Raw genomic sequence first — 18,160 nt, 5'->3', positions numbered from 1 at the left:
TGAGGGAATAACCAAAAATGCTCTATCTATGGCTCAAAGCGTTTCACATTGTCAGCGTCGTCTGCTGGTTTGCCGGGCTGTTTTACTTGCCGCGCCTGTTCGTTTACCACGCGCAAAGCACCGACACGATCAGCCAGGAACGTTTCAGCGTCATGGAGCGCAAGCTGTATCGCGGCATCATGGGCCCGGCGATGATCGCCACGCTGATCTTCGGTGGCTGGCTGATCTACCTCAACCCGAGCCTTTTCAGCCAGGGCGGCTGGATTCACGCAAAACTGACTCTGGTCGTTCTGCTGATCGGTTACCACCATATGTGCGGCGCGCAGGTCAAACGCTTTGCCCGTGGCGAAAACACCCGCAGCCATGTCTTTTATCGCTGGTTCAATGAAGTGCCGGTTCTGATATTGCTGGCTATCGTAATTCTGGTCGTGGTCAAGCCGTTCTAACTTCAACCAATACAGATCCTCGGGGTGTTCTCAATGTCGCTGCCCGCTCTGCTCGAACAACGTCTGCGTATGCCCGTCGTGGCGGCGCCGATGTTTCTGATCTCCAATCCGGAACTGGTGCTCGCCTGCTGCCGCAACGGCGTGGTCGGCAGCTTTCCGGCGCTGAACCAACGCGAAAGCAGTGGGTTCAAGGCCTGGCTGGAACAGATCGAAGCGGGCCTGGCGACGCTGGATAATCCGGCCCCTTATGCGGTGAACCTGATTGTTCATCACAGCAACCCGCGTCTGCAGGCGGATCTGGACATCTGCGTCGAGCACAAGGTGCCGATCGTGATCACCAGCCTCGGCGCGGTGAAGGAACTGGTCGACGCAGTACACAGCTACGGCGGCCTGGTGTTTCACGACGTGACCACGCGGCGCCATGCCGAGAAAGCCGCTGAAGCGGGTGTCGACGGGCTGATTGCCGTCGCGGCCGGCGCCGGCGGGCATGCCGGCACCTGGAGTCCGTTTGCGCTGATTGCCGAGATCCGTGAGTTTTTCGACAAGACGCTGTTGCTTGCAGGATGTTTGAACCACGGCCATGAGATTCTCGCCGCGCAGCTGCTCGGCGCGGATTTGGCCTACTTCGGTACGCGATTTATCGGCACCACCGAAAGTCACGCGCCTGACGCTTATAAAGAGATGCTGCTGACAGCCAAGGCTGCCGACATCATTCATACTCCAGCGGTGTCGGGAGTGCCGGCCAGTTTCATGCGCCAGAGCCTGGAGGCGGCCGGTTTCGACATGGCGGCACTGCAAGGCAAGGGCGAGGTCAATTTCGGCGACAAGCTCAAGCCGATCAACGATGAAGCCAAAGCCTGGAAGACCGTGTGGTCGGCGGGTCAGGGTGTTGGCCAGATTGGTGATCTGCCAAGCGTGGATCAGTTGATCGCGCGGCTCGACGCTGAATATCGTCAAGCCCAAACGCGCGCTGCACAGCTGCCACAACGCTGGCCGCGCTGAAAAACATATCTGGCCAGTCCTGATCAGACTGGCTGCCAAATGAATCGCGACAAGGATGCCTCGGCCATGAGCGACACCCGTTACAAGATCGTCTTCGATGGCGCGCTACAGCCCGGCGTCGACCTCACCACCGCCAAACTGAATCTGGCGGATCTGTTCAAAAGCGATGTGGCCGCCATCGAGCGCCTGTTCAGTGGCCGCACCGTCGCCCTCAAACGTGATCTGTCCCACAGCGATGCCCAGACGTATCTGCAGGCATTGAAAAAAACCGGGATCGATGCGCGGATCGAAGCGGAAACCGCCATCGAGCTGAATCTGGCGGACGTCCACGATAACTCTGCAGCGGTTGTGGAACCGGACTCGCCTTACGCCCCGCCCCGCGCCAATGTCGGTGAAGCTCTGCCGCCATTCGCCACGCTCAAGCCATTCAGCGCCGAAGGCCGGATCGGTCGCCTGCGCTTTCTGGCCTGGACCATGGTCTTGAGCCTGGTGACCCTGCCCATCGTCGGCGTGTTTGCTTTGATTGCGTTGGGCCTGGTCAGCGGCGACTCGACTACCGGCCTGATCCTCGGCGGCATTCTGGCGGTCTTCCTGTTCCTCGGCTTCATGATCGTCAGCATTCTGTTCAGCGTTCAGCGCCTGCACGATATCGGCTGGTCGGGCTGGCTGTGGCTGTTGAATCTGGTGCCGTTCGTGGGCAGTTTCTTCCCGCTGGTAATGATGGTCGTACCCGGCAATGCCGGCGCCAACCGCTATGGCCCGCCGCCGCCACCGAACAGCACGGCGGTTAAAGTGCTGTGCTCGTTGTGGATCGTATTCTTCGCACTGATTTTTGCCGGTGGCCTGCTTGGCGGCTTCTCGGCTGTCCGGGAAGAATATGAAAGCAATCTGGAGAGCAGCTATGACAGCGGCGCGGTGACCACCGACGAAGTTGAGGTTGTCGAGCCGCCAACGATTTCCGCCGACGAGGCAGCCGAACCGGCGCAGGCCCCTGTAGACTCTGCGCAAGAATGAACAGCGCTCCTCACCGTGACAACCGCGTCGCCGGCGCGGAGCTGTTGCGATGGAGAACTGCATGACCCGTTACGCTCTGATCACTGGCGCTTCCAGCGGCATCGGCCTGGCCATGGCCGAAGCGCTGGCCCGGCGCGGCCGCAGCCTGATTCTGGTGGCACGACAGCGTGATCAGCTGGAAAGTATCGCCATCGAGCTGACCCAGCGTTTCGATGTCGAAGTATTGTTTCGTGCCTGCGATCTCGGCGAACCGTTGCGCCTGTCGGGCTTTTTGCTGGAGCTGGAAGAAGGCGACCGGCAGATCGATCTGCTGGTCAATTGCGCAGGCATCGGCACCTGCGGACCATTCCTGGCGCAAGACTGGATGACCGAGCAGGACCTCATCGAGGTCAATATCCTCGCCCTCACACGCCTCTGCCATGCGGTGGGTAACAGCATGGCGCTGCTGGGTGGCGGGCAGATCCTCAATGTCGCCTCGGTGGCTGCGTACAGCCCCGGCCCATGGATGAGCACGTACTACGCCAGCAAAGCCTATGTGCTGCATTTTTCCGAAGCCCTGCGCGTGGAGCTCAAACAAAGCGGCGTGAAAGTCTCCGTGCTGTGCCCTGGCCCGACGCGCACACCGTTCTTCCGTACCGCACAGATGAGTAGCGAAAAGATCGAAAGCAGCCACTCGCTGATGAGTCCGGAAGAAGTGGCACTGCATGCCGTGCGCGCACTGGATAAAAACCGCGCCATCATCATTCCGGGACGACGCAACCGCTGGCTGGCGTTCCTGCCGCGACTGGGTTCGCGCTGGCTTAACCGGACGATTGTCGGCATGGTCAACAAAGCTTACTGCCCCCGCTAGAAACACGACTTCGAAGCGGTACACTCGATTCAGCCCAACTCAACGGAGAAACAGCAGTGGATACTCTGTTCACCAAGATCATCAACCGGGAAATCCCGGCGAAGATCATTTACGAGGACGACCAGGTTCTGGCCTTCCACGACATCGCCCCCCAGGCTCCGGTGCACTTTCTGGTGATCCCGAAAAAACCGGTGCGCACGCTCAACGACCTGACCGAAGACGACAAGGCGCTGGCCGGGCACATTCTGTTCACCGCGCAGCGTCTAGCGCTGGAACTGGGTTGCGAAGAAGGCTTCCGCGTGGTGATGAACTGCAATGAACTTGGCGGGCAGACTGTCTATCACATCCATATGCACGTGCTGGGGCAGCGCCAGATGAACTGGCCGCCGGGCTGATTGGCGACAACCAATTGTGGGAGCGAGCCTGCTCGCGAAGGCGCCGATACATTCAACACTTCAGTAGCCGATAATCCGCTTTCGCGAGCAGGCTCGCTCCCACAAAAAACCTGACCGCGCAGCAAGTGACCCAGCGCAAACCCTCGCCGGCCGATTCGGTTAAACTGGCCGCCGAGATTCTTCCCGGAGGTCAGCATGACTACCCAACGTCACTACTCGCCCATAGACCGTCTGCTACTGCAAGCCGATGCCGCGATGCGCACCCTGTTGCCCTTCAGTGGCCAGCCGTACCGCCCGTCGCCAGCGATTCTGCAGCCGGATACGCAAATGAGCGATGAAGACACCCGCCATGTCGCCGGTCTGATGCGCATCAACCATACCGGCGAAGTCTGCGCCCAGGCGCTGTATCAGGGGCAGGCGCTGACCGCCAAGTTGCCGCAGGTACGCGAAGCCATGGAGCACGCGGCTGAAGAAGAGATCGATCATCTGGTCTGGTGCGAGCAGCGCATCCATCAGTTGGGCAGCCACACCAGCGTGCTGAATCCACTGTTCTACGGCATGTCGTTCGGTATCGGCGCGGTCGCAGGACTGATCAGCGACAAGGTCAGCCTTGGTTTCGTTGCGGCGACCGAGCATCAAGTCTGCAAGCACTTGAACGAACATCTGGAGCAATTGCCGGCCGAGGACGAAAAGTCCCGGGCAATTCTCGAGCAGATGCGCATCGATGAAGAACACCATGCGGAAAGTGCGTTGGATGCGGGCGGATTTCGTTTTCCGGCGCCAGTGAAGTTCGGCATGAGTTTGTTGGCGAAGGTGATGACCAAGAGTACTTATCGGATCTGAGATCTGTGTCGGTGCTGATGACCTCTTCGCGAGCAGGCTCGCTCCCACAGGGGTTTTATGTGAGGCATGAAAAAGGCGACCAGGAGGTCGCCTTTTTTGTGTCCGGGAATCTTAGGTCGGCATGTTGCGCGCGTAGAAGATTTCCAGCATTTCGTGTTTCACACGGTCGGTCACCTGGGCACGCTGCTCGGGCGAGAGGTTGCTGGTGGCGTCGCCGAACAGGTAGTTGTCCAGTTCGAAGTTCTTCAGCAGCATTTTGGTGTGGAACAGGTTTTCCTGGTACACGTTCACGTCGGTCATCTGGTACGCGTCGCGGGTGTCTTCGGAGAGGTAGTTCTGGATCGAGTTGATCTCGTGGTCGATGAAGTGCTTGTTGCCTTCAACGTCACGGGTGAAGCCGCGCACACGGTAATCCACGGTCACGATGTCCGAATCGAACTGGTGAATGAGGAAGTTGAGCGCTTTGAGCGGTGAAATGACACCACAGGTCGACACGTCGATATCCACACGGAAGGTCGCAATACCGTCGTCCGGATGGATTTCCGGATAGGTGTGCACCGTGATGTGGCTCTTGTCGAGGTGGGCCAGAATGATTTCGGGCAACGGGCCCGGCGATTCTTCGATCTGGCTGTCAGTCGGGGTTACCGGCTCTTCCGAAATCAGAATCGTGACGCTGGCGCCCTGGGGTTCATAGTCCTGACTGGCGATGTTCAGGATGTTGGCACCAATGATCTCGACAACTTCTGTGAGAATCTGCGTCAGGCGTTTCGCGTTGTACTCTTGATTGATGTACTCGACGTAAGCCTGCTGGTCTTGCGGGGTTTCCGCGTAGCAGATGTCATAGATGTTGAAGCTCAAGGTCTTTGTCAGGTTATTGAACCCGTGGAGCTTGAGTTTGCTTTTCACCGTTAAAAACTCTCTATGTATGCGGCGCGGCCGCGTGATCAAGCATGCCCGTCAAGTGCGAACAACGCACCTGCGTAGGACGGTTAACACCTCTTCGCGATGGCGATTTTGGTTATCTGTTCAGGCGGATGACCCGTCGGCTGACCGATCACTGCCCTGAAAAAAGTGGCGCATTATGCAGACGTCAGCGGGGGATCGCCAGAGTCTGCACTGCTTTTATGATAGTTGAATGTCGGTTCAGCCGAGTTCGACGATTTCATAATCGTGGGTGATTGCCACGCCAGCCGCGCCGAGCATGATCGACGCCGAGCAATATTTCTCGGCCGACAGTTCGATGGCGCGCTTGACCTGAGCTTCTTTCAAGCCCCGGCCCTTGACCACGAAGTGCATGTGGATCTTGGTAAACACCTTCGGATCTTCAGTCGCACGCTCGGCGTCGAGGAAGGCTTCACAGCTTTCAACGGCCTGACGTGACTTCTTCAGGATGCTGACCACGTCGAAGTTGCTGCAACCGCCGACACCCAGCAAGAGCATTTCCATCGGGCGAACCCCGAGGTTACGGCCACCGGCGTCCGGCGGGCCGTCCATCACCACGACATGACCGCTGCCGGATTCGCCGAGGAACATGGCTTCGCCAGCCCATTGGATGCGTGCCTTCATCGCCCAGACTCCACTGTAAAAAAAGGGTCGCCAGCTTAGCACAGCGCTTTGTCCCGGCAGGAACGACGTCCTAGGACGGATGCTTTCTGGCTGTAGGTAATTTCTCGAATTTACGACGAAGTGTCTGGTAAGCTGGCGCCAATTCGCTGGCGCCAATTCGTCAGCTCTGTAGCGACCGCCTTCAGCGCCTCATAACAACTCAAACATCACCGTGCAGTCTTTTCGGGATACAACCATGGTTGCTATTACCCCCACACCCAAAATCAAGAACATCGACAAGCTGTTGATGCATTGCCAGCGCCGGCGTCATGCGGCCAAGAGCAACATCATCTGCGCCGGCGATCGCTCGGACACGCTGTACTTCATCATCAAGGGTTCGGTCACCATCCTCATCGAAGATGACGATGGCCGCGAGATGATCATCGCCTACCTCAACGCCGGGGATTTCTTCGGCGAACTGGGTCTGTTCGAGCAGGCAGGTCAGGAGCAGGAACGCAGCGCCTGGGTGCGGGCCAAGGTCGAATGCGAAACTGCGGAAATCAGTTACGCCAAGTTCCGCGAACTGTCGCAGCAGGATCCAGACATTCTTTACGCCCTCAGCGGACAAATCGCACAACGCCTGCGCAACACCACGCGCAAAGTCGGCGACCTGGCGTTTTTCGACGTCACCGGCCGCGTCGCCCGCTGCCTGCTGGAGTTGTGCAAACAGCCGGACGCCATGACCCATCCGGACGGCATGCAGATCAAAGTCACCCGTCAGGAAATCGGTCGGATTGTCGGTTGTTCACGGGAGATGGTCGGCCGCGTGCTCAAGGATCTGGAAGAACGCAACCTGGTCGATGTGAAAGGCAAGACGATGGTGGTCTTCGGCACGCGCTAGACGTAAATCTGCGCCAGCATCAAACGAAACAATTCATCGAGACGCGCCAACGCCTGTGGCGCGTTGAATTTCTCATGCAGGGCAATGTGGCTTTGCGCCCTCACCCGCTGCTCCAGGCCGCAGGTTTCATTGAAGCGGTTGACCGCGGCGACCATCGCTTCACGCTCGTCATCCATCAGCATTGCACCGTGCACCAGCCCCACCGGACGCTGGCCGCCCTGGCTCTGGCGCCAGCGCTGGGCGGTGCCGACCATCTTGCGACCGTCGAGATTGACGTTGAAACGGCCGTCGCAGAATGCGCCGTCGATTTCCCCGACTGACGACGTGCCACCCAACTCATCCAGCAACTGACAGATCGGATCGCACAGGCGGCGATAGCCGGTTTCGATGCGGTTCAGGTCGCCTTCACTGCGAGGCGGGGCATACACCAAGGCAATGTTGATGGTTGCAGCGGATTGCGGGACGGGCTCGCCGCCCGTTTCACGCAACAGCACCGGCCAGCCAGCGGCAGCGGAGACTTCGCAGGCGTGGTCGAATTGCGCGAGACGGTCGAGGCGGCGCGGCATGACCAGCGCGCGGTCGGTGGGTTGCCAGAACAGCAGGCCGAATTCGGCGTCGCCAGCGCAGACCGAGGCCAGCAAGTCCTGTTCGGCTTGCAGGCCGGATTCGATGGTCAGGGGGGTTGGCAGCGACATGACAGGCTCCGGCAACATGGAAATCTTTAGCGGTTTCGATGGCCCCTTCGCGAGCAGGCTCGCTCCCACAGGGGGAAATGCCTTCCAAATGTGGGAGCGAGCCTGCTCGCGAATGAGGTCGACTCGGTCAGTCGAGGGTCGAACCGCTGATCGGCACACCACGCTCCGGAAAGAACAGGCGCTGCAATTCCATGCCCGGATTTTCCGCGCGCATGAACGCTTCGCCGACCAGGAACGAATACACGTCGCTGATTTCCATCAGTTCGACATCGGCCCGATTGAGGATGCCGCTTTCGGTGATCACCAAGCGATCGCGCGGGATACGCGGCAGCAGGTCGAGGGTGGTTTCCAGGCTGACGTCGAATGTGTGCAGGTTGCGGTTGTTGACCCCGACCAGCGGCGTGTCGAGGGTCTTCAGCGCGCGCTCCAGTTCGTCACCGTCGTGCACTTCCACCAACACGTCGAGACCGACGCCTTTGGCTACGGCGGCCAGCTCGGCCATCTTCACGTCGTCCAAAGCGGAGACGATGAGCAGCACGCAATCGGCGCCCAGCGCGCGGGCTTCAACGATCTGGTACGGATCGATCATGAAGTCCTTGCGGATCACCGGCAGCTTGCAGGCGGCGCGCGCCTGTTGCAGATAGGCATCGGCGCCCTGGAAGTAATCGATGTCGGTCAGCACCGACAGACAGGTGGCCCCACCCTTTTCGTAGCTCTTGGCAATGTCTGCCGGCACGAAGTCTTCGCGGATCACGCCTTTGCTCGGCGAAGCCTTTTTGATTTCGGCAATCACCGCCGGTTGTTTTTTCTTTGCTTGCGCCAGCAATGCCTGGGCAAAACCACGGGGTGCATCGGCCGCCTTGGCCAGACTTTCCAGCTCGCTCAGGCTGACCCGAGCGCTGCGCTCGGCGACTTCCTCAACCTTGCGCGCCAGAATGTTTTCCAGAACCGTCGGTACACTCATCCTTCATTCTCCACTTTGAATACCGCGGTAAAGGCACCCAGCTCCTCGAGCTTTTCCCGAGCGAGGCCGGTGTGCAGCGCGTCGTGCGCCAGCTCCACACCTTGTTTCAGACTGCTTGCCAGGTCGGCGGCGTACAGCGCCGCACCGGCATTGAGCACAATCATCTCGGCAGCTTTCTGGCCGTTTTCGGTTTTGCGCTTGCCGAGGGCATCACGGATCAGCGCCAGCGATGCTTCCGGGCCTTCGACGGACAGGCCGTGCAGGCTCTGGCTCTTCATGCCGAGGTCTTCCGGTTCGACCCAATACTCAGTGATTTCGTTGTTCTTCAGCTCCGCAACAAAGGTCGGCGCGGCGAGGCTGAACTCATCCAGACCGTCCTTCGAATGGACGACGAGCACGTGTTTGCTGCCCAGCCGTTGCAAGACTTCGGCCAATGGCCGGCACAGCGTCTGAGTGAATACGCCGACGACCTGATGTTTCACACCGGCCGGATTCGTAAGCGGGCCGAGCATGTTGAACAGCGTGCGCAGGCCGAGTTCGCGGCGCGGGCCGGCGGCATACTTCATGGCTTTGTGGTGGGTCTGGGCGAACATGAAACCGATGCCGACGTTGTCGATGCAGCGCGCGACCTGCACCGGGGTCAGGTTCAGATAAATGCCGGCAGCTTCCAGCAGATCGGCACTGCCGCTCTTGCCGGACACCGCGCGGTTGCCGTGCTTGGCCACGGTGCAACCGGCGGCTGCGACAACAAAGGAAGATGCGGTCGAGACGTTGAAGATGTTCGCACCGTCACCGCCGGTGCCGACCACATCGACGACGCCGTCCAGGGTTTTCAGCTCGACCTGATCGGCCAGCTCACGCATCACCGACACCGCGCCGACGATCTCGTCGATGCTCTCACTCTTCATGCGCATGGCCATCATGAACGCGCCGATCTGCGCTTCGGTGCACTGGCCGGTCATGATCTCGCGCATCACATCGCGCATTTCATCGGTGCTGAGGTCGAGATGTTCGACGATACGGCTGAGGGCTGTCTTGATATTCATGGGAGTCCTTAGCGCGTGCCGCCGGTTTGTTTGAGGAAATTGGCAAACAGTTCATGACCCTGCTCGGTGAGGATCGACTCGGGGTGGAACTGCACACCCTCGATGTTCAGGGTCTTGTGACGCAGGCCCATGATCTCGTCGACCGAGCCGTCATCGTGCTGGGTCCATGCGGTCAGCTCGAGGCAATCGGGCAGGTTGTCGTGCTTGACGATCAGCGAGTGGTAACGGGTAACGGTGAGCGGATGATTGAGGCCGGCGAACACGCCCTTGTCCTCGTGGAATACCGGGCTAGTCTTACCGTGCATGACCTGGCGGGCACGCACCACATCACCGCCGAAGGCCTGGCCGATGGACTGGTGGCCTAGGCAAACGCCGAGGATCGGCAGCTTGCCGGCGAAGTGCTTGATCGCGTCGATGGAAACGCCCGCCTCGGTGGGCGTGCACGGCCCCGGGGAAACCACGATGCGCTCGGGATTCAGCGCTTCGATTTCGGCGATGGTCAGTTCGTCGTTGCGCACCACTTTGACCTCGGCACCCAGCTCGCCGAGGTATTGCACAACGTTGTAGGTAAAGGAGTCGTAGTTGTCGATCATCAGCAACATGGCGTTTCGAACCTCTTGAATTCTGACTTGATGACAGCCTTCAGATGACTTGCCCGCTGGGCGCTGTGCGATGTCGGACGCGCACAGGGCGCCAGCACAGCGGCATTTCAAACAGACAAGGAAGGCAAAGCGATACAGATCCGGCGGAGCCGGCAGAGAAGATTCAGGCGCGCCAACGCCAGCGGGCGTGTGCCTTGATGACTTGATCCAGGAGTTTGCTGGTGATCAACACGGGGAAGGTCTCGTTCATACGTTCCGGCACAGTAACTTAGCTGGGCGGAGCGTGCAATATGGCGGGGCCTGCGGGTTATAAAACGGCAGAGGGATTCACGACCAATGGCAAAATGCCGAACGTTTTTGGTACTGTCGTTTCGTTCACCTACAACAATAAATAAACGGACTTGCTCATGATCAGACAGACGTTGTTTGTACCGCTGGCCAGCTGCTTGCTCGCACTCGCTTGCGCCCAGGCCAATGCAGCGCCCAATCCTTATTCCAGTTTCATCGTCTTCGGCGACAGCCTCAACGATGCCGGCACCTTCGCCGACACCGGCGGCCCGGCGGGCTCCACCGAGCGTTACACCAATCGTACCGGGCCGGTGTATCAGGATGGCAGCGGCGAAGTTTTTTCATTGAATTCCACCCAGTTGCTTGGCGGCCGCCTGGGCTTTTCGCCCGACCAGACAGCCTCTTCCAGCTCCGCAGTGCGCGCGGAAAACGGCCAGCCCGACGGCAACAACTGGGCGGTCGGTGGTTATCGCACCGACCAGATTCTCGACTCGATCACCACCCAATCGGCCACCGGCGAACGCACCCGCGCCGGTTACCTGCCGTCGAACGGCTTTCGCGCCGACCCGAACGCGCTGTATTACATTTCCGGTGGCGGCAACGACTTCCTCCAGGGCCGCATTCTCAGCCTGCCCCAGGCCAACGCCGCAGCCGATCGGCTGGCCGATAGCGTGCAAACCCTGCAGACCGCCGGCGCCAAATACGTGATGGTCTGGCTGCTGCCCGACGTGGGCCTGACACCTGCTCTGAACGGCACGCCGCTGCAAGCGTTCAGCAGCACCCTCGCCAACCAGTTCAACAGTCAGTTGGTGACGCGCCTGCAAGGCATCAACGCCGAAGTCATTCCGCTGAACATTCCGGTGCTGCTCTCGGAAGTCTTCGCCGATCCCGGACGCTTTGGTCTGGCTACCGACCAGAACCTCACCGCGACCTGCTTCAGTGGCAATAGCTGCACGGAAAACGCCCGTTACGGGATCAACAGCGCCACGCCGGATCCGACCAAACTGATCTACAACGATGGCGTACACCCGACCGAATCCGGGCAAAAACTGATCGCCGATTACGCCTATTCGCTGTTGGCTGCGCCGTGGGAATTGAGCCTGCTACCTGAAATGGCCCACGGCACCGTGCGCGCGCATCAGGATGAATTGCGCAACCAATGGCAGGCGGACTGGGAGAACTGGCAAGCGGTCGGCCAATGGCGTGCGATTGTCTCGGCCGGCGGACAGCATCTGGATGTCGACAGCCAAAGCAGCGGCGCCAGCGCCGATGGCAGCGGTTACAACCTCAACGTCGGCGGCAGCTATCGCCTGAACGAAGCCTGGCGCGTGGGCGTGGCGGCCGGTTTGTATCGACAGAATCTCGAGGCCGGGCACAACGATTCCGACTACAAGCTCAACAGCTACATGGCCACCGCGTTTGCCCAGTTCCAGCAGAACCGCTGGTGGGCCGACGCGGCGCTGACCGGCGGCAAACTCGACTACGACAACCTCAAGCGCAAGTTCGACCTCGGCGCCAGCGAGGGCGCGGAGAAAGGCGATACCGACGGCAGCCTGTGGGCGTTCAGCACGCGCCTGGGCTATGACATTGCGCAACCGGGCAGCCAATGGCACCTGTCGCCGTTCGTCAGCGCCGATTACGCCAGTGTCGATGTCGACGGTTACTCGGAAAAGAGCAACCGCGCCACGGCGCTGACCTTCGATGACCAGAGCCGCGATTCGAAACGACTCGGCCTGGGCATCCAGGGCAAGTACAACTTCACCGCGCAAACCCAGGTGTACGGCGAATACGCCCACGAGCGTGAGTACGAAGATGACGTGCAGAAGGTCAACATCGCACTCAACACCCTGCCGGCCAATGACTTCACCCTTGAAGGCTACACACCGGCAAGTCACCTGAACCGCTTGAGCCTGGGTGTCAGTCACAAGCTGACGGCGGATCTGGCGCTGCGTGGGGGTTATACCTTCCGCAAGGATGATGACTTCAAGCAGCAGGGCCTGAATGTCGGGGTTGTGCTGGATTTCTGAGTCGTAGATGCAAAAAAGCGGCGCCTGTCAGGGCGCCGCTTTTTTTATGCCTCAACACAAAACCCGATGTGGGAGCGAGCCTGCTCGCGAAAGCGCTGGGTCAGTCAGCATCAACGGTGACTGACTCACCTCTTCGCGAGCAGGCTCGCTCCCACACGGGAAATTGCGTGGCTCAGGCGTCCGGGGTTTGCTCGGCCAGGGCCACGGCGCGGAACATCGCGCGGCGTTTGTTCAGGGTTTCTTCCCATTCCAGCGCCGGCACCGAGTCGGCGACGATGCCGCCGCCGGCCTGCACGTGCAGCTCGCCGTTCTTGATCACTGCCGTGCGAATGGCAATGGCGGTGTCCATGTTGCCGTTCCAGGCGAAGTAACCGACCGCGCCGCCGTACACACCGCGCTTGACCGGCTCCAGCTCGTCGATGATTTCCATCGCGCGAATCTTCGGTGCGCCCGACAACGTACCCGCCGGCAGAATCGCCCGCAGTGCGTCCATCGCGGTCAGGCCCGACTTCAACTGGCCGGTGACGTTGGAGACGATATGCATCACATTGGAATAGCGTTCGATGACCATTTTCTCGGTGAGCTTCACCGAGCCGATTTCCGAAACGCGCCCGGTATCGTTGCGGCCCAGATCGATCAGCATCAAATGCTCGGCGATCTCCTTGTCATCCGAGAGCAGATCCTGCTCCAGCGCCACATCGGCTTCTTCGGTGGCACCGCGTGGGCGCGTGCCGGCGATCGGACGCACGGTGATCAGGTTGTCTTCGACGCGCACCAGCACTTCCGGCGAACTGCCGACGACGTGGAAATCGCCGAAGTTGAAGAAGTACATGTACGGCGTCGGGTTGAAGCAACGGAGCGCGCGATACAGATCGATTGGCGCTGCCTTGAAGTCGATCGACATGCGCTGCGATGGCACCACCTGCATGCAGTCGCCGGCGAGGATGTATTCCTTGATGGTGTCGACGGCTTTTTCGTAATCGTCCTGAGTGAAGCTCGAACGGAACACCGGATCGGCCGATTGCTGTTTGCTGAAATCCAGGCCACGACGCGGGGTGATCGGCTGACGCAGTTGCTCGAGCAGTTCCTGCAAACGCGCCTGACCTTGCTCGAAGGCATCGGTCTGCGCAGGGTCGGCGAGGACGATCGCGTGCATCTTGCCGGCCAGGTTGTCGAACACCACAACGGCGTCGGAAACCATCAGCAGAATGTCCGGCACGCCCAGCGGATCGGGGTTCGGGCATTTGCCCAGACGCTTCTCGACATAGCGCACACAGTCGTAACCGAAGTAACCGACCAGTCCACCGTTGAAGCGCGGCAGGCCGGCGATGGTCGGCACGTTGTAGCGCGCCTTGAAGGTTTCGACGAACGCCAGCGGGTCTTCGACGTCATGGCTTTCGGTCTCGACGCCATCAACGCTGATGCTGACGTGATGATCATGAACCCGCAGCACGGTGCGGCACGGCAGGCCAATGATCGAGTAACGGCCCCATTTTTCACCACCCTGCACCGATTCGAGCAGGTAGGAGTTGGGCTGGTCGGCCAGTTTCAGGTAGATCGACAGCGGCGTGTCGAAGTCGGCCAGGGTTTCGCAGGCCAGCGGGATGCGGTTATAGCCGTCAGCGGCCAGACGCAGGAATTCTTCGCGATTCATAAGGTGCCTCGTGGTGTGAGGTGCAATCAGTCAGGTATGCAAACGCGCCGGCACGGCCGGCCAGAATCAGTCAGGCGCGCCAACGCCAGCGGGCCAGGGCCTTGATGACTTTCATCCAGAGTTTGCGGGTGACCACCACGATGGCGTTTCCAGAAGGGGGTTGAACAGCGTCGGGCAACGTTATCCCACCGGCCAGATCCAGGCAACCGGGAATTAGTTTGCGCAAATCGTCGATCACCAGTGCCGGCGATTCCTCGGCAATCGGCCGGCCATGGTTGTAGCCATAACTCAGCGCCACACACTTGACCCCTGCTGCTTTCGCCGCCTGCACATCACTGCGCGAGTCGCCGACGAACAACGATTGCGAGGCCGGAATGTTGGCCATTTTCATTACGAAAAACAGCGCCGCCGGGTCAGGCTTCTTCTGCGGCAGGGTATCGCCGCCGATGATCCACTTGAAGTAGCGGCCGATCTTCATCTGATCGAGCAGCGGCGCGACGAAGCGCTCGGGCTTGTTGGTGATCAGCGCCATGGCCACGCCTTGCTTGTGCAGCCACTTGAGCGTGTCGCGCACACCGGGATAGACCACGGTCAGCTCATGGCTGGCGCCGTAAGCCTCCATGAAAATCTCCAGTGCGCGCTCGGCTTCAGCGTCGTCCACTGCCGAGTCATCGATACCACCCGCCAAGGCCCGACGCACCAGCACCGGCGCGCCATTGCCGACCCATTCGCGCACCGCTTCGATACCTGCCGGCGGACGGCCGAGGGAGAGCAGCATGGTGTCCACCGCCGCTGCCAGGTCGGGAACCGAATCGATCAGCGTGCCATCCAGATCGAACATCACCAACCGTGGCAGCTGCCCCGGGAACAACTGCTCAAAACCGCTCATGGGCGTGCCAGTGCCAGTTCGGAACGCATCTTGTCGATGACTTCCTGATAGTTCGGCGCGTTGAAAATGGCCGAGCCGGCGACGAAGGTGTCAGCACCAGCAGCGGCAATTTCGCGGATATTGTTGACGTTGACGCCGCCGTCGATTTCCAGGCGGATGTCGCGGCCCGAGGCGTCGATGATCGCCCGCGCTTCACGCAGTTTGTCGAGGGTGCCGGGAATGAACTTCTGCCCGCCGAAGCCCGGGTTGACGCTCATCAACAGAACCATGTCGACCTTGTCGATCACGTACTTGAGCACATCCAGCGGAGTCGCCGGATTGAACACCAGACCGGATTTGCAGCCGCCTTCGCGGATCAGTTGCAGCGAGCGATCGACGTGCAGCGTGGCTTCCGGGTGGAAGGTAATGTAGGTCGCGCCGGCTTCGATGAAGTCGCCGACGATGCGGTCCACCGGGCTGACCATCAGGTGCGCGTCGATCGGCGCGGTGACGCCGTACTTGCGCAGTGCCGCGCAGACCATCGGGCCGATCGTCAGGTTCGGTACGTAGTGGTTGTCCATGACATCGAAGTGGACGTAGTCGGCGCCGGCGGCGAGAACGTTGTCCACTTCCTCGCCGAGGCGGGCGAAGTCGGCGGAGAGGATCGACGGAGCAATTACGAAGGGCTGCATGACGCACCTGTGCTGAGCTAAATCACGATGGCGCGCATTGTATACCTCAAGTTTCCACGCGCGCACCGGGACCGCGATGATTGGGTTGTGCCATGAGCCCTCAGCGACCGCGCCTCAGTAGGCCGCGCGGTAGATCTTCTCGATGTCGCCGGCGCTGAGCTTGCGCGGATTGTTGCGCATCAGCCGCTCGATGCCGGCGGCCTCCACGGCCATCGCCGGGATTGCTTCCTCCGGCACGCCGAAACTGCGCAGCCCGGCAGGGATTTCCACCGCCGCGCACAGGTCAGTCATGGCCTGCACGGCTTTGTTTGCGGCTTCGCTGGCGCTCACATGCGCGGTCTTCACGCCCATGGCTTCGGCAATATCCTGCATGCGTTCGACGCAAGCCATTTTGTTCCAGGTCATCACATAGGGCAGCAGCAAGGCATTGCTGACACCGTGGGCAATGTTGAAGCGCCCGCCCAGCGGATACGCCAACGCATGCACCGCACCGACCCCGGCGTTACCGAACGCCATGCCGGCCATCAGGCTGGCGGTGGCCATGTCTTCGCGCGCTTGCAGGTTGGCGCCGTTGGCGTAGGCCTTGGGCAGAGCGCTGGCGATCAGCTTGATTGCGCCGATGGCGAGGGAGTCGGTGATCGGCGAGGCGTTCACCGACAGATAGGATTCGATGGCGTGCACCAGTGCATCGACACCACTGGCGGCGGTGACGCTGCGCGGACAGGTCAGAGTCATTTGCGGACTGACCAGCGCCACGTCCGGCAGCAGATAGTCGCTGACGATGCCTTTCTTCAACTGCGCGACCTTGTCTGAGAGGATCGCCACGTTGGTGACTTCAGAGCCGGTGCCGGCGGTGGTCGGAATGGCGATCAGCGGCGGGCCTTTGCGCGGGACTTGGTCGACGCCGAACAGATCTTCCAGCGCGCCGTGATATCCGGCGTAGGCGGCGACACTTTTGGCAATATCGATGGCGCTGCCGCCCCCGAGGCCGATCAAGCCGTCATGGCCGCCTTCGCGATAGGCGCGCATGCAGTCTTCGACGATGGCGATTTCCGGATCGGGCAGTACACGGTCGAATATTTCGTAGTCGCGCCCGCCGAGTTGCACCAGCGCCAGTTCGACAGTACCGGACTTGACCAGCGCGGCGTCGGTGACGATCAGCGGATTGTCGATGTCCAGACGGGTGAGTTCAGCGGCCAGTTGTTCGATGGCTGCGGCGCCGGTGATCAGTTTATGAGCGATTTTGAACTGGGACAGACTCATGGTGCGCAGCCTCTTATAGATGTGGGAGCTGGGCACAAGATTAGCTGGGGATTTGGGGTTGTCTGCTATTCAGGTCATGAATGACCGCGCGAACCCTTTGAACGACTTCCCCCTGTAGGAGCTGCCGAAGGCTGCGATCTTTTGATCTTGATCTAAAAGCAAAATCAAAAGATCGCAGCCTTCGGCAGCTCCTACAGAGGACGATTCGGTTCCGGCAGGAGGGCTGGTGTCAGACCTGCGCAGTACGCAGTTTCTCGCTACGCCCACGCAGCCATTCCAGGGTCAGCAGCAAGATCACCGAGAAAGCAATCAGTAACGTCGCCGCCGCGGCGATCGTCGGGCTGAGGTTCTCGCGAATCCCGCTGAACATCTGCCGAGGCAATGTCGCCTGCTCAGGCCCGGCAAGAAACAGCGTCACCACCACTTCATCGAAAGAAGTGGCAAAGGCAAACAGCGCCCCGGAAATCACTCCCGGCGCAATCAGCGGCAAGGTCACCCGGCGGAATGCAGTCAGCGGCGATGCACCGAGACTCGCAGCAGCACGCACCAGGTTGTGATTAAAACCCTGCAACGTCGCCGACACGGTGATGATCACAAACGGCACACCCAATACCGCATGCACGACGATCAGCGAGAAGAAGCTGTTACCCAGCCCCAGCGGCGCGAAGAACAGATAACTCGCCACGCCGATGATCACCACCGGCACCACCATCGGCGAAATCACCAGCGCCATCACCAGTGACTTACCTGGGAAGTCGCCACGGGTCAGGCCGATCGCCGCCAGCGTGCCGAAGATCATCGCCAGCACCGTCGCCGCCGGGGCGACGATGATGCTGTTCTTCAGCGCGCGCATCCATTCCGCCGAGGCGAAGAAGTCGTGGTACCACTGCAGCGAGAAACCTTGCAGCGGATAGACCAGGAAACTCCCCGAGTTGAACGACAGCGGAATGATCACCAGCACCGGCAGGATCAGGAACAGCAGGATCAGGCCGCAGAGAATCCGCAGGCTGTAGAACCACACCCGTTCGATGGGCGACATGTAAGGACTCAGCATCGCAAATTCCC

19 protein-coding genes are annotated in these 18,160 nt (G+C 60.3%); 8 read left to right on the top strand and 11 right to left on the bottom strand.

Features of this window, described 5'->3' with window-relative positions; genetic code table 11:
- Window positions 1-17: 17 nt before the first annotated feature.
- The 6 genes from hemJ to coq7 all read left to right on the top strand — a co-directional run bounded on the left by hemJ (window position 18) and on the right by coq7 (window position 4,550).
- A complete protein-coding gene (gene hemJ / locus AB4N47_RS25845; protein ID WP_016772928.1) occupies window positions 18-446 on the top strand; it encodes a protoporphyrinogen oxidase HemJ in 429 nt (142 codons plus the stop codon).
- 33 nt (window positions 447-479) lie between these two features.
- On the top strand, window positions 480-1,448 hold the full coding sequence (locus AB4N47_RS25840; protein ID WP_341638030.1) for an NAD(P)H-dependent flavin oxidoreductase: 969 nt from the start codon (window positions 480-482) through the stop codon (window positions 1,446-1,448).
- 66 nt (window positions 1,449-1,514) lie between these two features.
- Window positions 1,515-2,462 (top strand): DUF805 domain-containing protein, encoded by a 948-nt coding sequence (locus tag AB4N47_RS25835; protein ID WP_341638031.1) that lies wholly within the window; start codon window positions 1,515-1,517, stop codon window positions 2,460-2,462.
- A 61-nt stretch (window positions 2,463-2,523) separates the two neighbouring features.
- Window positions 2,524-3,312: an SDR family NAD(P)-dependent oxidoreductase gene (locus AB4N47_RS25830; RefSeq protein ID WP_122612457.1), complete on the top strand. Its 789-nt coding sequence runs from the start codon at window positions 2,524-2,526 to the stop codon at window positions 3,310-3,312.
- Window positions 3,313-3,368: 56 nt separating this feature from the next.
- Window positions 3,369-3,707 carry a histidine triad nucleotide-binding protein gene (locus AB4N47_RS25825; protein ID WP_017128660.1) on the top strand — a complete coding sequence of 113 codons (339 nt, stop codon included), beginning with the start codon at window positions 3,369-3,371 and terminating at the stop codon, window positions 3,705-3,707.
- 195 nt (window positions 3,708-3,902) lie between these two features.
- Window positions 3,903-4,550 carry a 2-polyprenyl-3-methyl-6-methoxy-1,4-benzoquinone monooxygenase gene (coq7, locus tag AB4N47_RS25820; protein ID WP_253496334.1) on the top strand — a complete coding sequence of 216 codons (648 nt, stop codon included), beginning with the start codon at window positions 3,903-3,905 and terminating at the stop codon, window positions 4,548-4,550.
- A gap of 111 nt (window positions 4,551-4,661) precedes the next feature.
- On the opposite strand, the gene speD is transcribed toward coq7, so the two are convergent.
- Together speD and AB4N47_RS25810 are read right to left on the bottom strand one after the other, a co-directional pair.
- Window positions 4,662-5,456 (bottom strand): adenosylmethionine decarboxylase, encoded by a 795-nt coding sequence (gene speD, locus AB4N47_RS25815; protein WP_024014530.1) that lies wholly within the window; start codon window positions 5,454-5,456, stop codon window positions 4,662-4,664.
- A gap of 237 nt (window positions 5,457-5,693) precedes the next feature.
- Window positions 5,694-6,116, bottom strand: coding sequence for an OsmC family protein (locus AB4N47_RS25810; protein WP_016772921.1), 423 nt, complete (start codon window positions 6,114-6,116; stop codon window positions 5,694-5,696).
- 235 nt (window positions 6,117-6,351) lie between these two features.
- Between AB4N47_RS25810 and crp the strand changes: the two genes are divergently transcribed.
- A complete protein-coding gene (gene crp / locus AB4N47_RS25805) occupies window positions 6,352-6,996 on the top strand; it encodes a cAMP-activated global transcriptional regulator CRP (protein WP_016772920.1) in 645 nt (214 codons plus the stop codon).
- Here the strand turns inward: crp and AB4N47_RS25800 are convergent.
- The 4 genes from AB4N47_RS25800 to AB4N47_RS25785 form a co-directional block, all read right to left on the bottom strand.
- Complete coding sequence (locus AB4N47_RS25800; protein WP_341638032.1) at window positions 6,993-7,691, bottom strand: lipoate--protein ligase family protein; 699 nt, start codon at window positions 7,689-7,691, stop codon at window positions 6,993-6,995. The two genes, crp and AB4N47_RS25800, sit on opposite strands and share 4 nt — an antisense overlap.
- Window positions 7,692-7,818: 127 nt before the next feature.
- On the bottom strand, window positions 7,819-8,655 hold the full coding sequence (gene trpC / locus AB4N47_RS25795; RefSeq protein ID WP_130911501.1) for an indole-3-glycerol phosphate synthase TrpC: 837 nt from the start codon (window positions 8,653-8,655) through the stop codon (window positions 7,819-7,821).
- Entirely contained in the window at window positions 8,652-9,701 is a 1,050-nt protein-coding gene (gene trpD / locus AB4N47_RS25790) for an anthranilate phosphoribosyltransferase (RefSeq protein WP_016772917.1), read from the bottom strand. Before trpD ends, trpC begins: the two co-directional genes overlap by 4 nt.
- An 8-nt stretch (window positions 9,702-9,709) precedes the next feature.
- Window positions 9,710-10,303, bottom strand: a complete 594-nt coding sequence (locus AB4N47_RS25785) for an aminodeoxychorismate/anthranilate synthase component II (protein WP_122881871.1) — start codon at window positions 10,301-10,303, stop codon at window positions 9,710-9,712.
- A 407-nt stretch (window positions 10,304-10,710) separates the two neighbouring features.
- On the opposite strand from AB4N47_RS25785, the gene estP reads away from it, so the two are divergent.
- Window positions 10,711-12,618, top strand: coding sequence for an esterase EstP (gene estP, locus AB4N47_RS25780; RefSeq protein WP_016772913.1), 1,908 nt, complete (start codon window positions 10,711-10,713; stop codon window positions 12,616-12,618).
- A gap of 172 nt (window positions 12,619-12,790) precedes the next feature.
- Here estP and trpE read toward each other — a convergent pair whose 3' ends face one another.
- From trpE to AB4N47_RS25755, 5 genes are all read right to left on the bottom strand, one after another.
- Entirely contained in the window at window positions 12,791-14,272 is a 1,482-nt protein-coding gene (gene trpE, locus AB4N47_RS25775) for an anthranilate synthase component I (protein ID WP_341638033.1), read from the bottom strand.
- A 70-nt stretch (window positions 14,273-14,342) separates the two neighbouring features.
- Entirely contained in the window at window positions 14,343-15,161 is an 819-nt protein-coding gene (locus tag AB4N47_RS25770) for a phosphoglycolate phosphatase (RefSeq protein ID WP_122612452.1), read from the bottom strand.
- Window positions 15,158-15,832: a ribulose-phosphate 3-epimerase gene (gene rpe, locus AB4N47_RS25765; RefSeq protein WP_160769263.1), complete on the bottom strand. Its 675-nt coding sequence runs from the start codon at window positions 15,830-15,832 to the stop codon at window positions 15,158-15,160. Before rpe ends, AB4N47_RS25770 begins: the two co-directional genes overlap by 4 nt.
- A 114-nt stretch (window positions 15,833-15,946) precedes the next feature.
- A complete protein-coding gene (locus AB4N47_RS25760) occupies window positions 15,947-17,095 on the bottom strand; it encodes an iron-containing alcohol dehydrogenase (RefSeq protein WP_341638034.1) in 1,149 nt (382 codons plus the stop codon).
- 229 nt (window positions 17,096-17,324) lie between these two features.
- Window positions 17,325-18,149: an ABC transporter permease gene (locus AB4N47_RS25755; RefSeq protein WP_016772909.1), complete on the bottom strand. Its 825-nt coding sequence runs from the start codon at window positions 18,147-18,149 to the stop codon at window positions 17,325-17,327.
- Window positions 18,150-18,160 lie beyond the last annotated feature (11 nt).

This window comes from Pseudomonas sp. S3_G06 (assembly GCF_054667565.1).
The sequence above is the reverse complement of the archived record's forward strand: the minus strand, read 5'-3'. Positions and strand labels throughout refer to the sequence as shown.

Coding starts and splice junctions, on each gene's coding strand:
- estP (WP_016772913.1), top strand. CDS start 10,711: ATGATCAGACAGACGTTGTTTGTACCGCTGGCCAGCTGCTTGCTCGCA.
- AB4N47_RS25835 (WP_341638031.1), top strand. CDS start 1,515: ATGAGCGACACCCGTTACAAGATCGTCTTCGATGGCGCGCTACAGCCC.
- AB4N47_RS25830 (WP_122612457.1), top strand. CDS start 2,524: ATGACCCGTTACGCTCTGATCACTGGCGCTTCCAGCGGCATCGGCCTG.
- coq7 (WP_253496334.1), top strand. CDS start 3,903: ATGACTACCCAACGTCACTACTCGCCCATAGACCGTCTGCTACTGCAA.
- AB4N47_RS25785 (WP_122881871.1), bottom strand. CDS start 10,303: ATGTTGCTGATGATCGACAACTACGACTCCTTTACCTACAACGTTGTG.
- crp (WP_016772920.1), top strand. CDS start 6,352: ATGGTTGCTATTACCCCCACACCCAAAATCAAGAACATCGACAAGCTG.
- AB4N47_RS25840 (WP_341638030.1), top strand. CDS start 480: ATGTCGCTGCCCGCTCTGCTCGAACAACGTCTGCGTATGCCCGTCGTG.
- AB4N47_RS25755 (WP_016772909.1), bottom strand. CDS start 18,149: ATGCTGAGTCCTTACATGTCGCCCATCGAACGGGTGTGGTTCTACAGC.
- AB4N47_RS25760 (WP_341638034.1), bottom strand. CDS start 17,095: ATGAGTCTGTCCCAGTTCAAAATCGCTCATAAACTGATCACCGGCGCC.
- AB4N47_RS25810 (WP_016772921.1), bottom strand. CDS start 6,116: ATGAAGGCACGCATCCAATGGGCTGGCGAAGCCATGTTCCTCGGCGAA.
- trpE (WP_341638033.1), bottom strand. CDS start 14,272: ATGAATCGCGAAGAATTCCTGCGTCTGGCCGCTGACGGCTATAACCGC.
- AB4N47_RS25770 (WP_122612452.1), bottom strand. CDS start 15,161: ATGAGCGGTTTTGAGCAGTTGTTCCCGGGGCAGCTGCCACGGTTGGTG.
- AB4N47_RS25800 (WP_341638032.1), bottom strand. CDS start 7,691: ATGTCGCTGCCAACCCCCCTGACCATCGAATCCGGCCTGCAAGCCGAA.
- trpC (WP_130911501.1), bottom strand. CDS start 8,655: ATGAGTGTACCGACGGTTCTGGAAAACATTCTGGCGCGCAAGGTTGAG.
- rpe (WP_160769263.1), bottom strand. CDS start 15,832: ATGCAGCCCTTCGTAATTGCTCCGTCGATCCTCTCCGCCGACTTCGCC.
- hemJ (WP_016772928.1), top strand. CDS start 18: ATGCTCTATCTATGGCTCAAAGCGTTTCACATTGTCAGCGTCGTCTGC.
- trpD (WP_016772917.1), bottom strand. CDS start 9,701: ATGAATATCAAGACAGCCCTCAGCCGTATCGTCGAACATCTCGACCTC.